Annotated in this window: 13 protein-coding genes; all 13 read left to right on the top strand. The window is 55.2% G+C overall.

Going from position 1 to position 14,017, the window contains the following annotated elements; translation table 11 throughout:
• Position 1 precedes the first annotated feature (1 nt).
• Entirely contained in the window at positions 2-1,225 is a 1,224-nt protein-coding gene (locus ACQUQU_RS11335) for a FliH/SctL family protein (RefSeq protein ID WP_430459798.1), read from the top strand.
• Complete coding sequence (gene fliI / locus ACQUQU_RS11330) at positions 1,212-2,555, top strand: flagellar protein export ATPase FliI (protein ID WP_430459797.1); 1,344 nt, start codon at positions 1,212-1,214, stop codon at positions 2,553-2,555. Before ACQUQU_RS11335 ends, fliI begins: the two co-directional genes overlap by 14 nt.
• Positions 2,552-3,013 carry a flagellar export protein FliJ gene (fliJ, locus tag ACQUQU_RS11325; protein ID WP_430459796.1) on the top strand — a complete coding sequence of 154 codons (462 nt, stop codon included), beginning with the start codon at positions 2,552-2,554 and terminating at the stop codon, positions 3,011-3,013. The genes fliI and fliJ overlap by 4 nt, the downstream gene beginning before the upstream one ends.
• 109 nt (positions 3,014-3,122) lie before the next feature.
• Positions 3,123-3,419 carry an STAS domain-containing protein gene (locus ACQUQU_RS11320; protein ID WP_430459795.1) on the top strand — a complete coding sequence of 99 codons (297 nt, stop codon included), beginning with the start codon at positions 3,123-3,125 and terminating at the stop codon, positions 3,417-3,419.
• An 18-nt stretch (positions 3,420-3,437) separates the two neighbouring features.
• The gene (locus ACQUQU_RS11315; protein ID WP_430459794.1) at positions 3,438-3,800 is read left to right on the top strand and encodes a response regulator; all 363 of its coding nucleotides are present in this window, start codon (positions 3,438-3,440) and stop codon (positions 3,798-3,800) included.
• Positions 3,801-3,804: 4 nt separating this feature from the next.
• Positions 3,805-5,961 carry a chemotaxis protein CheA gene (locus ACQUQU_RS11310; protein ID WP_430459793.1) on the top strand — a complete coding sequence of 719 codons (2,157 nt, stop codon included), beginning with the start codon at positions 3,805-3,807 and terminating at the stop codon, positions 5,959-5,961.
• Between the two features lie 9 nt (positions 5,962-5,970).
• Positions 5,971-6,480, top strand: coding sequence for a chemotaxis protein CheW (locus tag ACQUQU_RS11305; RefSeq protein WP_430459792.1), 510 nt, complete (start codon positions 5,971-5,973; stop codon positions 6,478-6,480).
• 49 nt (positions 6,481-6,529) lie between these two features.
• Positions 6,530-9,304, top strand: coding sequence for a methyl-accepting chemotaxis protein (locus tag ACQUQU_RS11300; RefSeq protein WP_430459791.1), 2,775 nt, complete (start codon positions 6,530-6,532; stop codon positions 9,302-9,304).
• Positions 9,305-9,325: 21 nt separating this feature from the next.
• On the top strand, positions 9,326-10,168 hold the full coding sequence (locus ACQUQU_RS11295) for a CheR family methyltransferase (protein WP_430459790.1): 843 nt from the start codon (positions 9,326-9,328) through the stop codon (positions 10,166-10,168).
• The gene (gene cheD / locus ACQUQU_RS11290; RefSeq protein WP_430459789.1) at positions 10,165-10,818 is read left to right on the top strand and encodes a chemoreceptor glutamine deamidase CheD; all 654 of its coding nucleotides are present in this window, start codon (positions 10,165-10,167) and stop codon (positions 10,816-10,818) included. Before ACQUQU_RS11295 ends, cheD begins: the two co-directional genes overlap by 4 nt.
• 22 nt (positions 10,819-10,840) lie before the next feature.
• The gene (locus ACQUQU_RS11285) at positions 10,841-11,878 is read left to right on the top strand and encodes a protein-glutamate methylesterase/protein-glutamine glutaminase (RefSeq protein ID WP_430459788.1); all 1,038 of its coding nucleotides are present in this window, start codon (positions 10,841-10,843) and stop codon (positions 11,876-11,878) included.
• Between the two features lie 110 nt (positions 11,879-11,988).
• Positions 11,989-12,294 (top strand): STAS domain-containing protein, encoded by a 306-nt coding sequence (locus tag ACQUQU_RS11280; protein WP_430459787.1) that lies wholly within the window; start codon positions 11,989-11,991, stop codon positions 12,292-12,294.
• Positions 12,295-12,305: 11 nt separating this feature from the next.
• Positions 12,306-14,015, top strand: coding sequence for an ATP-binding SpoIIE family protein phosphatase (locus ACQUQU_RS11275; RefSeq protein WP_430459786.1), 1,710 nt, complete (start codon positions 12,306-12,308; stop codon positions 14,013-14,015).
• Positions 14,016-14,017 lie beyond the last annotated feature (2 nt).

The following is a 14,017-nucleotide window of genomic DNA, read 5'->3' as shown; positions in this document are numbered from 1 at the left end:
GATGTCGGAAATTCGTTCGCCCCATCATTTTCAGCCGATTCCGGCGGAAGATGCCGAAAACGTTAAACCCTGGCGGCTGCCGTTCTGGACCGAGCCGCCGGCGTGGCTGGCTGAAAAAGAAGAGAAGCCGGCCGACGACGCTGCCGCTGCGGAAGCCTCTGAAGAACTGTCGCTGCCGACCGCCGAAGAACTGGAAAATATCCGTCGCGATGCTTACAACGCCGGTCTGGAACAAGGCCTGGTAGAAGGTCGCCAGCAGGGCCGCAAAGACGGTTACGACGAAGGCCACAGCGAAGGCTACAAAGCCGCCTTTGATCAGGGCCACAAAGAAGGTCGGGCCGACGGTTTCCGCGTGGGTGAAGAAGAAGGCAAACGCAAAGCCCAGGCCGACGTGAATGCCGTGGTGCGCCGTCTGGAACGCATCATGGCGACGTTGCAGGCCGACCTATGCGAACGCGACCGTCAGCTGCCGGACGTGCTGACCAATCTGGTCAGCCTGATCTGCGAGCGGGTGGTGCAGGCCGAAATGGCCGACGGTGCCAAAGCCATTCATGCGTTTGTGCGTCGCGCCCTCGACGAACTCCCCGCCGGTGAAGAGAGCATCCGCATTTTTGTCGGCCCCGACGACGCCCGCCATCTGCGCAACAGTCTGGAAATGACTGGCGACGAACTGCATTTCAGTGTCGACGATTCATTGCCCGCCGGCAGTTGCCGTATCGAAAGTGAACACTCACTGGTGGAATATTCCGCACGGGAACAACTGGATCAATTACTGGCGCACATTCAGCCGCAATTGCTGCAGGCGGCGGCCACCTTCCCGGACGAACGCGAAGCGGTTGAATGGGAAAATACCCTTATTCCGTCCGATAACCGGACTGAAGTCGCAGCGGAGCCTGCTACGGAATTGGCTGAGGCAATGCCGGCAGAGCCCAGTCCGGATAATGATGCTCTGAATGACGCAACAGAAGGCCTCGGCGACGGCAACGACAACGGCAACGACAACAACGAACGTGATCAGCCGGACATTGGGTCCGAAGCGGATGCCGCCATGGCGGACGGTACGTCGGCGGACTCTGCCGGTAGCACTGATACTCTGAATGTCTCTGCGGCTGCCGCCGAGCAGCCCACCGAATCTCTGACCGACCCTCTTGCCAGTCCAGCGGCCGACAGTGCCGAAGATGATGTCCTGAAACCTCAGGCCGGTGATGCCCATGAGCCTGAGTGAACGCTGGGCCGATATTCTGCCTGAAATCAAACCCTATCAGCCGCGCGTCGCCGGCAAACTGGTGCGCATGGTGGGCCTTACGCTGGAGGCTGTGGGGCTGAATGTGCGGGTTGGTGATCGCTGCATGGTTGAACGTCGCCACGCCGGCGATGTGGAAGCCGAAGTGGTGGGCTTCGACGACGAACGCATTTTTTTAATGCCCATTGAACAGGTCGACGGTCTGCGTCCCGGTGCGCGGGTCTGGCCCCTGACCATGAACGCCGATGTACCGGTGGGCTTTAATTTGCTCGGGCGGGTACTCGACGGTACCGGCCGGCCGCTGGATAACAAAGGCCCGTTAAGTGCGGTCGAACAGGGCAGTCTGCAGGGGCGTTATATCAACCCTCTGCACCGGGCGCCGATTCGTGAACCGCTCGACGTGGGTATCCGCGCGATCAACGCCATGCTCACCGTCGGACGTGGTCAGCGTATTGGTTTATTCGCCGGTTCCGGTGTCGGTAAAAGCGTGCTGCTCGGCATGATGACGCGCTTTACCAGTGCCGACATTATTGTTGTGGGTCTGATCGGCGAGCGCGGCCGTGAAGTAAAAGAATTTATTGATGAAATTCTGGGCGAAGAAGGTCTGGTGCGGTCGGTGGTCATTGCTTCACCCGCCGATGATTCGCCATTAATGCGATTACGTGCAGCGCAATACTGCACCTCGGTCGCGGAGTATTTCCGCGATCAGGGTAAGAACGTATTGATGCTGATGGATTCCCTTACCCGTTACGCGCAGGCGCAGCGTGAAATTGCGCTGGCCGTCGGTGAGCCGCCGGCGACCAAAGGGTATCCACCGTCGGTATTTAATAAACTCCCCAAGCTGGTCGAACGCACGGGTAACGGCGCCGAAGGCGGTGGTTCGATTACCGCGTTCTACACAGTGCTCAGTGAAGGCGACGACATGCAGGATCCGATTGCCGACGCCAGCCGGGCGATTCTGGATGGTCACATTGTGCTGTCGCGTAAGCTGGCCGAAGAAGGCCATTATCCGGCCATTGATGTGGAAGCCTCGGTCAGCCGGGTGATGCCGCAAATTGTGCCCGATGAATGGTTACGCAAAGCCCAGCTGTGCAAACAGCTGATGTCGCATTACCGCCAGAATCAGGATCTGATTGCGGTGGGCGCGTATCAGGCCGGCAACGATCAGATTCTCGATGTGGCGATTGAGCGTATGCCGCGCATTAAAGGCATGCTGCGTCAGGGGCTGCGGGAAGGCGCCGATCTGGCGGCCAGCATCCGCCATCTGAACGAGCTGTTCCCGACGCCTCCGGCCGAGACCCGTAAAAAATGAACCGCCGTCACCCCCGTGCGCGCCGCCTTCAGGTCGTGCTGGATCTGACCGAACGCGAAGAAAAAGAGGCGCTTTCGGTCTGGGGCGACATCGAGCAGAAACTGCGCGCCGAAGAACAGCAACGCGAACAGCTCAGCCTGTATCGCGATGAATACCAACAGAAAATCTCCCTGCCAGGTCAGCTCAGTGCCGGCCATATGCATAACACCCTGGGGTTTATGTCTCAGATCGAAAGCGCCATGCGCAGTCAGAATGAACAGATCAGTCTGCTGCGCAAGCGCGCCGATGCCGCCCGTGAGTTGTACCTGCAATGGCACGGTAAGGTGAAAGCGTTAAGTGATCTTATCGACCGCCTCGAAGGCGAAGCCGCCGCCGCCGATGACCGACAGGCGCAGAAACAATCCGATGAATGGGCCAACCGGGCAGCTTTTAACCGCAATGGACAACGTCGCACCTGATTAATGCCAGTTATCCGTTGAATAAACGCCCATCTCATGGGGTTTTTTCTAGCGCGTTTGCTAACTCCGTCTAGTCTTAGCGTAAGGATAACGTGCAAAGGTTGGGGCCATGACAGAAGGCATCACCATCGACTGCGGAGAGCGGCTCAGTATTGAACATGCAGAAGAGCTTCTGCATCAGCTGGAAAAGTCGCTACAGGAAAGTGCAGACATAGTGCTCGACGGCAGCCGCATTCAATATTGCGACACCGCCGGGCTGCAACTGATCTGCGCTCTGCAGAAATCCCTCAGCAAAACCGATCACACCATTCAATGGCAGGGCACCAGCTCTGTGCTGCTGGAAACGGCCGGTTATCTTGGTCTGACCAGCGCGTTAAATCTGTCCGAACCCTCATTGCAACACTGATCTACAGGAGTCCTAAACATGGCAAGCATTTTAGCTGTCGACGATTCAGCATCCATGCGACAGATGGTGTCCTTCACCCTGCGGGGAGCCGGACATGACGTGCAGGAAGCAGCCGATGGTGTTCAGGCACTGCAACTGGCAAACCAGAAAAAATTCGATCTGGTCCTGTCTGATGTAAACATGCCCAACATGAATGGCATCGAATTAGTAAAGGAATTGCGCCAACTGGCCGATTACAAGTTTGTGCCTGTGTTAATGCTGACCACTGAATCGGCCGGCGATATGAAAGCACAGGGAAAACAGGCAGGAGCCACCGGCTGGATTGTAAAGCCTTTCAATCCCGAGCAACTGCTGAGCACCATTAAGCGCGTTCTGGGATAACACCATGAGCATTGATCTTTCGCAATTTCACCAGGTTTTCTTCGAAGAAAGTTTCGAGGGCCTGGATGTTATGGAAAGTCAGTTATTGGATCTGCAGCCCGAAAGTGTGGATGCAGAAACCGTAAACACCATTTTCCGTGCCGCCCATTCGATTAAGGGGGGTGCCGGTACATTTGGTTTTATGCAGGTATCGGAATTCACCCACGTGGTGGAAACCCTGCTCGATGAAATCCGATCCGGTACCCGCGTGATGGTGCGTGAATACGTCGACCTGTTTCTGCAATCGGTGGATTGTCTGAGAGCCATGCTCAGTCATCTGCAGAGCGGACAGGAGCCCGACAAGGAACGTCCGGCAAGTTTAAAGAAGCAGTTTGAGGCCATTCTCCGCGGAGAAATGGCTGCCACCGACGCCAGCGATGCAAAAGCAGACGTTTCCACCGCGGAACCTGTGGCGTCAGGCTGGAAAATCACCTTCCGTCCCCAGCAGGATTTACTGCAAACCGGTAATGAGCCTTTCCGCATGTTCCGCGAATTGCAGGAGCTGGTGGGCGAGGGCAACTTTACTGCCCATCCGAATACCGATGAACTCCCGGATCTGAGTAATTTAAGCCCTGAGCTGTGTTATCTGAGCTGGGACATCGAAGTCCGTGGTGCCATCGATAAAAGCAGTGTCATGGCGGTATTCGAATGGGTAGCCGATGAGTGCGAAATCACCTGTGAGCCCTTAGGTGCGGAGTCAGCATCCTCGGCCGACTCAGCGGAATCCTCTGTTGTGGCTGAAAAAGCCGCCGCGCCAGAACATGCCGCAACAACAGAAAAAGCGGCAACAACAGAAACCGCCTCCGCAGGCCCTGTGATTCCGGAAGCCGTCACCGCCGCCGTTACCGCGGCCAATCTGGCGGCCGGCTCTGCGGCTCAGGCAGCAACAACCGCTGCTGCAGCCAAGTCACCAAAGAGCAACGAACCATCGTCCATCCGGGTTTCCATCGACAAGGTCGACAGCCTGATCAATATGGTCGGCGAGCTGGTGATCACTCAGTCGATGCTGGGGCAGCTCGGGCAGGATTTCGATATCAGCCGCCTGTCACGCCTGCAGGAAGGTCTGGCTCAGCTTGAGCAGAACACCCGCGAGCTGCAGGAAAGCGTGATGAAAATCCGCATGATGCCGATCAGTTTTGCGTTCAGCCGCTTTCCGCGACTGGTGCGCGACCTCGGCGGTCAGCTGGGTAAACAGGTGAACCTGATCATGCTGGGTGAAAACACCGAGCTTGATAAAACCGTTATGGAAAAAATCGGTGATCCGCTGGTGCATCTGGTGCGTAATTCCATGGACCACGGTCTTGAAACGACCGACAAGCGCATTGCAGCGGGTAAAAAAGCCGAGGGTAATATCACCCTGAATGCCTACCACCAGGGCGGCAATATCGTCATCGAAGTCAGCGATGACGGTGCCGGTCTTAATGAAGAAAAAATTCTGAGCAAAGCCAAACAGAAGAAACTGGTGCCCGAGAATGCCGAGCTTTCTCCGGAAGATATTCACCAGCTGATTTTCCTGCCGGGCTTTTCCACCGCCGATGTGGTGTCGGATATTTCCGGCCGCGGTGTCGGTATGGACGTGGTGCGTCGCAACATTAATGAACTGAATGGCACCATCGAAGTGAAATCCACGCGTGGCAAAGGATCAACCTTTGTTATCCGCCTGCCACTGACGCTGGCCATTCTGGACGGTCAGTTGGTGAAGGTCCGCGATCAGACGTACATCTTCCCGCTGGTATCCATCGTCGAATCCATTCAGCTGCAGAAGCGTTCACTCAACAACATCACCGGCAGTCAGCATGTGATGAAGCTGCGTGAGGAATACATTCCGATCGTCCGTCTGGACGAAATGTTTGGCCTGCGGCCGGAAGAGGAAGAGTTTGAAAACCCAATGCTGGTGGTGGTCGAAGGCGACACAGAGAAAATCGGTATCGTGGTCGATGATCTGCTTGGTCAGCAGCAGGTGGTGATTAAGAGCCTTGAACAGAATTATCAGAAAGTTGCGGGTATTTCCGGCGCCACGATTTTAGGCGACGGCACCGTAGCATTGATTATCGATATTTCCGGCGTGGGTAAAGCAATGGATCTGATGCCGGATCATAAACGACCAGAGCGTGCAGCGTAGGATAAATCTATGAGCGCAGTGGCAGAGACAAAAGGCGAAGAGCGCAGTCTGCATGAACAGCAGTACCTGACCTTCATGATGGCGGACGAAGAATACGGTGTCGATATTCTGGCCGTGCAGGAAATACGCGGTTGGGAAGAATCGACGCTGATTCCGAATGCCCCAGAGTATATCCGTGGCGTGATTAACCTGCGCGGCACCATAGTGCCGATCATGGATCTGCGTATCCGCTTTGGCCTGAAACGGGTGGAGTACAGCCCGGTGACCGTGGTGGTGATCCTGAAAGTGGAACACAACAACGGCGAGCGGGTGATGGGTATCGTGGTCGATGCGGTGTCGGATGTGTACACCATTTCCGAACAGGCGACCCGGAAACCACCAGAACTGACGGAAGACTGCAATTCGCGTTTTATTCGTGGCTTGGTCAGCGTGAATGAAAAAATGGTCATCCTGCTGGATGTGAATGAGTTACTGAAGATTCCGGCCAGCAGTGAGATGCCGGGTGCGGTCAGCCAATAACAAAGGATCCGCCGTTTTTCGGTTGATCGGTTAGGGAAAGGAAACTGTTATGAGTATGTTCAAGAGCTTTCTGAATTCAGGCCCGTCTCAGCATGAGAAGGAATTGTTCGCCACACTGTCAGCGCTGGATAAAACCATGGCGCGCATCGAATTTTCGATGGACGGAACGATTCTGGATGCCAATGCCAATTTCCTTTCTCTGATGGGCTACACGCTCGATGAAGTGCGGGGTAAGCACCACCGTATCTTTGTTGAGAAAAGCTACGGCGACAGCGGCGATTACGCCGAATTCTGGCGCGCACTCAATCAGGGGCGCCCTACTCAGGCGGAGTTCAAGCGCGTTAATAAAGCCGGTGCCGATATCTGGATTCAGGCATCCTATAACCCGATTGCGGATGACCGTGGCGTGCCCTTTAAAGTGGTTAAGTACGCCACAGACATAACGGAGCGGATCAAAAAGGAACAGCAGAACCTGTTCAATGCCAACGCTGCCAATGCGATGAAAATTTGTCAGGCTAACGTGATGCTGGCTGATAACGACATGAACATCTTGTATGTGAATGACAGCCTGAAGGCCATGCTTGAACACAGGGAAGCCGAAATTAAACAAACCCTGAGCAACTTCAGCGTTAAAAATCTGATTGGTACCTGTGTGGATGTATTCCACAAGAAGCCTGAGCATCAGCGCCACATGATTGGTGAGTTGAAGTCTGCCTATAAAACCAATCTGAAATTAGCGGGGCTGACCTTTTCGTTAACCGCTTCTCCCTGGCTGGATCTCAGTGGTAAGCGCGTAGGTACCATTGTTGAATGGGTCGATATTACCGAGCAGCTGGCGAAAGAAGACGCCGAGCGTCTGATTGCTGACGCCAACCGCCGGGTACGGCAGGCACTGGACGTGGTTGATACCAACGCCATGATTGCCGACAACGACGGCATCATCGTTTACATGAACGATTCTGTTCAGGAAATGATGAAGGATGTGGAAAGCGACCTGAAGAAGGTATTGCCGAACTTCAACGCCAACGATCTGATCGGCAAAAACATCGATGTTTTCCATAAAAATCCGGCGCATCAACGCTCTATGCTGGCGGCCCTGAAAGACACGTACCGTACCCAGATTGTGGTTGGCGCCCGTACCTTCTCTCTGATCGCCAATCCGGTATTCAACGATGACAATCAACGCATCGGTACCGTGGTTGAGTGGAAAGATATGACCGCCCAACTGCAGCGTGAAGCCGATGAAAAACGTCAGTCGGACGCCAACGCCCGCGTGAAACAGGCACTCGATGTGGTGGCCACCAACGCCATGATCGCTGATAACGATCTGGATATTGTGTATCTGAATAACTCAGTGAGCGCGATGCTGAAAAATGCAGAAGCGGATCTGAGAAAAGAACTGCCGTCGTTTGATGCTGCGAACCTGATGGGCAAAAACATCGACATCTTCCATAAAAATCCGGCTCATCAGCGCTCCATGCTGGCAGCGCTGAAATCAACCTACCGTACCCAGATTGTGGTCGGTGGCCGCACCTTCGCATTGACTGCGAACCCGATTTTCAATGATCTGAAAGAGCGTATCGGCACCATCGTGGAGTGGATGGACCGCACCCAGGAAGTGTCGGCCGAGAAAGAAATCGATCTGATCGTCGAAGCCGCCGTGGCGGGTGACTTGTCGCGCCGGATTGAAGTGCGTGGCAAAGACGGCTTCTTCCTTAAACTGGCCGAAGGTCTGAACCGTCTGCTGACCGTTGCCGACAGCGTCATCAGCGATACTGTGCGCGTGTTCGATGCCTTGGCGCACGGCAATCTGACCCGCAAAATTGACGAGGAATATCAGGGTGCCTTTGGCAAACTGAAACAGGATGCCAACTCCACCGTAGAGCGTTTAACGGAAATCATTACCCGCATCCGTGAAGCGGCCTCGACCGTATCCACAGGTGCCAGTGAAATTGCCCAGGGCAACGCCGATCTGAGTAAACGTACCGAGTCACAGGCCTCCAGCCTGGAAGAAACCGCTTCCAGTATGGAAGAGATGACCAGTGCGGTGAAACAGACCGGTGACAATGCAGTGCACGCCAACGAACTGGCGTCGTCGGCCAAAGTAAAAGCTCAGTCCGGCGGTGACGTGGTCAGCAAAGCTGTGGTGGCGATGGAAGAAATCAACCATGCCTCGAAGAAAATTGCCGACATCATCAGTGTCATCGATGAAATTGCCTTCCAGACCAACCTGCTGGCGCTGAATGCGGCGGTAGAAGCGGCGCGGGCGGGTGAACAGGGCCGTGGTTTTGCGGTGGTCGCCGGTGAAGTGCGCAATCTGGCGCAACGCTCGGCCGGTGCTGCGCGTGAAATTAAAGATCTGATCCGTGACAGCGTGGATAAAGTCGACGCCGGTACATCGCTGGTGAACGAGTCCGGACGCACCCTGAGCGAAATTATTCAGGCGGTTGAGCGCGTATCGACCATGATTCAGGAAATCAGTACTGCGGCCCGCGAACAGTCGGCCGGTATTGAGCAGGTGAACGCTGCCGTAGCGCAAATGGACGAGATGACGCAACAGAACGCCGCGTTGGTAGAAGAAGCGTCGGCCGCCGGTGAAGCCATGGCTGAACAGGCCCAGTCGATGATGCAGATGATGGAGTTCTTTACTCTGGACGGCAATCATCGCGCCATGGGCGGTGGTTACGCAGCCCCTGCGGCTTCAACGCCCCCACCTGCAAAGCCAGCGGCGAAAGCACCGTCATCCGGTAAAGGCCAGACAACCGGCATGAAATCATCCGGCTTCTCTGTCAGTTCCGATGACGACGACTGGGCTGAATTCTGAGCGGAATAGCGGAGTGCAGGAATGGGCGAAAGCGCAGAAGAGGAAGTCCGCGAATTTCTGATGACCGACGACGATTTCCGTCACATCTCCCGCCTAGCGGGGGAACTGACGGGCATCGTTCTCGCCGATCATAAACGCAGCATGGTGTACAGCCGGATTGCCCGTCGGGTACGGGCGCACGGCTTAAATAACTTTCGTGAGTACCTCGACTATCTGGAAGCGCATCTGGATACAGAAGCCACGGATTTTATTAATTCGCTGACCACCAACCTGACGTCGTTTTTTCGCGAGAAGCATCACTTTAACTTCCTGCGTGAGACGCTGTTTCCGCAGTTACGTTTTGCCAAAAAAGATGAGAAGAAGCTGCGTATCTGGTCGGCGGGTTCATCCACCGGGCAGGAAGCGTATTCGATTGCTGCAACCATTCGCCAGGTGGGCTTTCCGTCCGACTGGGATGTGAAAATTCTGGCAACCGATCTTGATTCCAATGTGCTGGATACCGGGCGCCGTGGCGTCTACCCCATGTCCAGCATTGACGGACTGGATGACGCGGTGCTGAAGCGATTTTTTATGCAGAGTAAAGACGGCAGAACCGTTCAGGTAAAAGAAGAACTGCGCAATATGGTGCATTTCAAACGCCTGAATCTGCTCGAGGCCTGGCCGATTACCGGCACCTTCGACATCATTTTCTGCCGCAATGTTGTGATCTATTTTAATAAGGATACCCAGAAGGTTTTATTCGATCGCTTTGCCAATCATCTGCCATTGGGCGGACACCTGATGATCGGCCATTCGGAAAACCTGCAGGGCATTTCGACCCGTTTTGAGTCATTGGGTCAAACCATATATCGGAAGGTGAAATGAGTATCCATGAGCCACCTCGTCCCGTTCAGCCACCCGTAGGTGCCGGTTTTGAACACGTAAACCGCTACTGGGATAACGTCCATAAAGTGTGGGCGGCTAAAATTCTGCCCGGCGAATTTTATGTGTCGACGCATGGCGAAATGATTGTGACGGTTCTCGGGTCATGTATCTCGGCCTGTGTGCGCGACAAAGTACGCGGCATTGGTGGAATGAACCACTTTATGTTGCCCGAACAGGGCGAGCATTCATCGGATGTGTGGGGCACCAACCCTAACACCCATGCTTCGCGTTACGGCAACTGGGCGATGGAATACCTGATCAACGAAATTCTTAAACGGGGTGGCAAGCGCGAGAATCTGGAGGTCAAGCTGTTTGGTGGTGGCCAGATGATCGCCTCCATGAGCGACATCGGTCAGCGCAACATTCTGTTTGCCTATAATTATCTGCAGAACGAAGGGCTGAGCGTGGCGGCGTCCGACCTGGGCGATGTGTACGCGCGCAAGGTTCTGTATTTTCCGGACACTGGCGCGGCCAAAGTGCGGAGAATCCGTCAGCTCCAGAACGATACTCTGCTGCAAAGGGAAGTGGCATATCAGCAACAGGTGTCCAAACCTGCGGTTGCTGATGCAGGCAGTATTGATCTGTTCTGACAACATCAGCTGAAGGACGATGATGGACAAGAAAATTCGGTTACTGATCATCGACGACTCCGTCCTGATCCGTAAGATGTTGAAAGAGGTATTCGACAATTCGGACGACATCGAAGTCGTCGGGATGGCGGCTGACCCTTTCATTGCCCGTGAGAAGATCAAACAGTTGTCACCGGACGTTCTGACCCTCGATGTTGAAATGCCGAAAATGAACGGCCTGCAGTTCCTCAGCAACCTCATGCGGCTGCGTCCTATGCCGGTGGTCATGGTGTCGACCCTGACCGAAGCCGGTGCGCCGGCCACGCTGGATGCGCTGGAAATGGGGGCGGTCGATTACATCGCCAAACCCAACGCCGAAAACCCGGAACGATTTAACGCCTTTGCCGAGCTGCTGCGCGAAAAAGTGCGCATGGCGGCCAACGCCCGGGTGCAGCCGATGACCGCGGCTCGCAAGCCGCGCATCGATCCGGCCCCGATCACCGATACCAAGTACAGCAAAATCGTGGCCGTCGGTTCGTCAACCGGTGGCACGGAGGCCATACGTGAATTGCTGTCGACCATTTCCGGCAATTGCCCGCCGATTGTGATTACCCAGCACATTCCACCGGTGTTCAGCGCCTCGCTGGCCATGCGTCTTGACCGCAATATGGCGATGGAGGTGCTCGAGGCCGCCGAAGGACTGGAGGTGCGGCCCGGGCGTGCCATCATTGCCCACGGCGATTACCACCTGCGTTTCCGCCGCGAAGGTCAGAAATTATTCTGTGTTCTGGACGGTTCCGACAAAGTGAACAGACACCGGCCGTCGGTTGAGGTTATGTTTGACTCGCTCGGCCAATTGATGGATTCATCAAAACTGGTGGCGGTGATGCTGACCGGCATGGGCGCTGACGGGGCGGCGGCGATGAAGCGTCTGCATGACGCTGGCGCCCGCACCTACGCTCAGGATGAATCCAGTTCGGTAGTATGGGGCATGCCGAAAGCCGCTTATGATCTTGGGGCTGTGGACGAAGTGCTGCCGTTGGGCAAAATTTCGAAGGCGATTCTAGAAGCTGCACGCTGAGCCATGACATCTGGCATCTTTGTGCTAAACCTATTAACAGTAGGCTTTGATCAGAACAGCCGGTGCTGGCAGCGCCAGGACGGCGAATAATAACTGTTGGAGAGTTATCGATGACTGTACAAGCATCTCTCGCAGGGAATGGGCGGGAACTGACCATTAAAGTCGACGGCCGTTTCGACTTCAGCGCGCATCAGGAATTCCGTGAGGCGTATGAAGGTGTGGCTGGCGACGTGAAGAGCTTCGTCGTGGATCTCGGCGGCACTTCGTATCTGGACAGTTCGGCGCTGGGCATGCTGTTGTTGCTGCGCGATCACGCCGGCGGCGACAGTGCGGACGTACAGATCGTGAACTGCAATCAGGATGTCCGTAAGATTCTGACCATCTCGAACTTCGAACAGCTGTTCAAAATTCAGTAAGACCAGTCGCCATGGATGGTATCAGGGTTCTGATTGCGGACGACAACCAGATAGACCGGATGGTGTTGTCGCGGATTGTCCGTAATCAGGGCTATGAAGTGTTCGAAGCCGAAAATGGCGCCCTGGCCGTGGCGGCCTTCGAGGAGTTTCACCCCGATATCGTCCTGATGGACGTAATGATGCCGGTGATGGACGGCCGCGAAGCAGCCCGTCGAATCAAAGCCAATGCCGGTGAAGATTTTGTTCCCGTTATTTTCCTGACCTCGCTCACCGATGCCCAGAGTCTGGCCGACTGCTTAGAGTCCGGCGGCGACGACTTTCTTTCCAAGCCTTACAACCACATCATCCTGCAGGCCAAAATCAATTCGTTTCACCGCATGAGTGAAATGCACCGCACCCTGCAGTCCCAGCGTGACACCATTGCCGCCAACAACGAGCACCTGGTCAACGAGCAGCGTGTGGCCAAAGCGGTATTCGATAACGTGGCGCACGCCGGCTGCCTGTCGGCGCCGAACATCCGCTATATGTTGTCGCCACTGGCGGTGTTCAACGGCGACGTTTTACTGGCCGCGCGTAACCCGGCCGGGGGCATGTATCTGTTGCTCGGTGATTTTACCGGTCATGGTTTACCGGCGGCGATCGGCGCCATGCCGATGGCGGAAATTTTTTATGGGATGACCGCCAAAGGGTTTGCCCTGCGTGACATTCTTCGGGAAATTAACCTCAAACTGAAAGGCATCCTGCCGGTCGGTTTTTTCTGCTGCGCGGTGGTGGTGGAACTGAGTTTCGACCGTCAGTCGATGAGTGTGTGGATGGGCGGTGTGCCTGACTGCTATCTGCTGCGTAACTCCGGTGACTTTGAAGTACTGACCTCACGCAATCTGCCGCTGGGTGTGCTCAGTAATGAAAAATTCAAAGACGAAATGACCGAATACCCGGCCGCTGCCGGCGACCGTTTATTCGTCTGGTCAGACGGCATACAGGAAGCCCGTAATCCGGATGGCGACATGTTTGGTGAAGCGCGTCTGCGGGCGGTATTTGAGCAGGCCACGCAACCCGATCAGGTGTTCGACAATATTCAGCAGGCGCTGACGGACTTTTTGCAGGGCAGTGGCAACGATGACGACACCACGTTGCTGGAAGTCAAAATGGTCGAGGAAAACGAGCTGGAAGAAGTAAAACTCCAGCTCGCATCCGGCCCGGTTTCCGGTCCGATTGACTGGGAAATGTGCTACGAACTGGGCGTGGCGTCGCTGAAGAATTTTAATCCGCTGCCACTGATGATTCACGTCATGATGGAAGTGCCGGGGCTCAGGGTAAAAGGTGGTCAGCTGTACACCGTCATGGCCGAATTATTTTCCAACGCTTTTGAGCACGGCGTTTTGGGGCTGAGGTCCGACATGAAAGCCACTGCCGATGGTTTTATGCAGTATTACAAACTGCGTGAAGAGCGGCTGGCGGCGCTTGAAGAAGGCTACGTACGAATTCACATGCGCCATCGTGGCGATGGACGCAGCGGTACGCTGTCGGTCATGGTGGAGGACAGTGGGCCCGGCTTTGATTACCAAGCCATGATGGCCAAGCGCAAGGGTGATAACCAATATTCCGGTCGCGGATTGCCTCTGGTGATGGATATCTGTGAATCGCTCGAATATTCCGGAATAGGCAACAAGGTTGAGGCGGTGATACGATGGCCCGGTAATACCGAAGGGAGAGATTAGTC

It is taken from the genome of Thalassolituus sp. LLYu03 (assembly GCF_050507655.1).
Taxonomy (GTDB): domain Bacteria; phylum Pseudomonadota; class Gammaproteobacteria; order Pseudomonadales; family Oceanobacteraceae; genus Venatoribacter.
The sequence above is the reverse complement of the archived record's forward strand: the minus strand, read 5'-3'. Positions and strand labels throughout refer to the sequence as shown.

Excerpts from the sequence above, each read along its gene's own strand:
- ACQUQU_RS11280 (WP_430459787.1), top strand. The coding sequence starts at position 11,989 with ATGACTGTACAAGCATCTCTCGCAGGGAATGGGCGGGAACTGACCATT.
- ACQUQU_RS11300 (WP_430459791.1), top strand. The coding sequence starts at position 6,530 with ATGAGTATGTTCAAGAGCTTTCTGAATTCAGGCCCGTCTCAGCATGAG.
- ACQUQU_RS11275 (WP_430459786.1), top strand. The coding sequence starts at position 12,306 with ATGGATGGTATCAGGGTTCTGATTGCGGACGACAACCAGATAGACCGG.
- ACQUQU_RS11335 (WP_430459798.1), top strand. The coding sequence starts at position 2 with ATGTCGGAAATTCGTTCGCCCCATCATTTTCAGCCGATTCCGGCGGAA.
- ACQUQU_RS11295 (WP_430459790.1), top strand. The coding sequence starts at position 9,326 with ATGGGCGAAAGCGCAGAAGAGGAAGTCCGCGAATTTCTGATGACCGAC.
- ACQUQU_RS11320 (WP_430459795.1), top strand. The coding sequence starts at position 3,123 with ATGACAGAAGGCATCACCATCGACTGCGGAGAGCGGCTCAGTATTGAA.
- ACQUQU_RS11315 (WP_430459794.1), top strand. The coding sequence starts at position 3,438 with ATGGCAAGCATTTTAGCTGTCGACGATTCAGCATCCATGCGACAGATG.
- fliJ (WP_430459796.1), top strand. The coding sequence starts at position 2,552 with ATGAACCGCCGTCACCCCCGTGCGCGCCGCCTTCAGGTCGTGCTGGAT.
- cheD (WP_430459789.1), top strand. The coding sequence starts at position 10,165 with ATGAGTATCCATGAGCCACCTCGTCCCGTTCAGCCACCCGTAGGTGCC.
- fliI (WP_430459797.1), top strand. The coding sequence starts at position 1,212 with ATGAGCCTGAGTGAACGCTGGGCCGATATTCTGCCTGAAATCAAACCC.
- ACQUQU_RS11305 (WP_430459792.1), top strand. The coding sequence starts at position 5,971 with ATGAGCGCAGTGGCAGAGACAAAAGGCGAAGAGCGCAGTCTGCATGAA.
- ACQUQU_RS11285 (WP_430459788.1), top strand. The coding sequence starts at position 10,841 with ATGGACAAGAAAATTCGGTTACTGATCATCGACGACTCCGTCCTGATC.
- ACQUQU_RS11310 (WP_430459793.1), top strand. The coding sequence starts at position 3,805 with ATGAGCATTGATCTTTCGCAATTTCACCAGGTTTTCTTCGAAGAAAGT.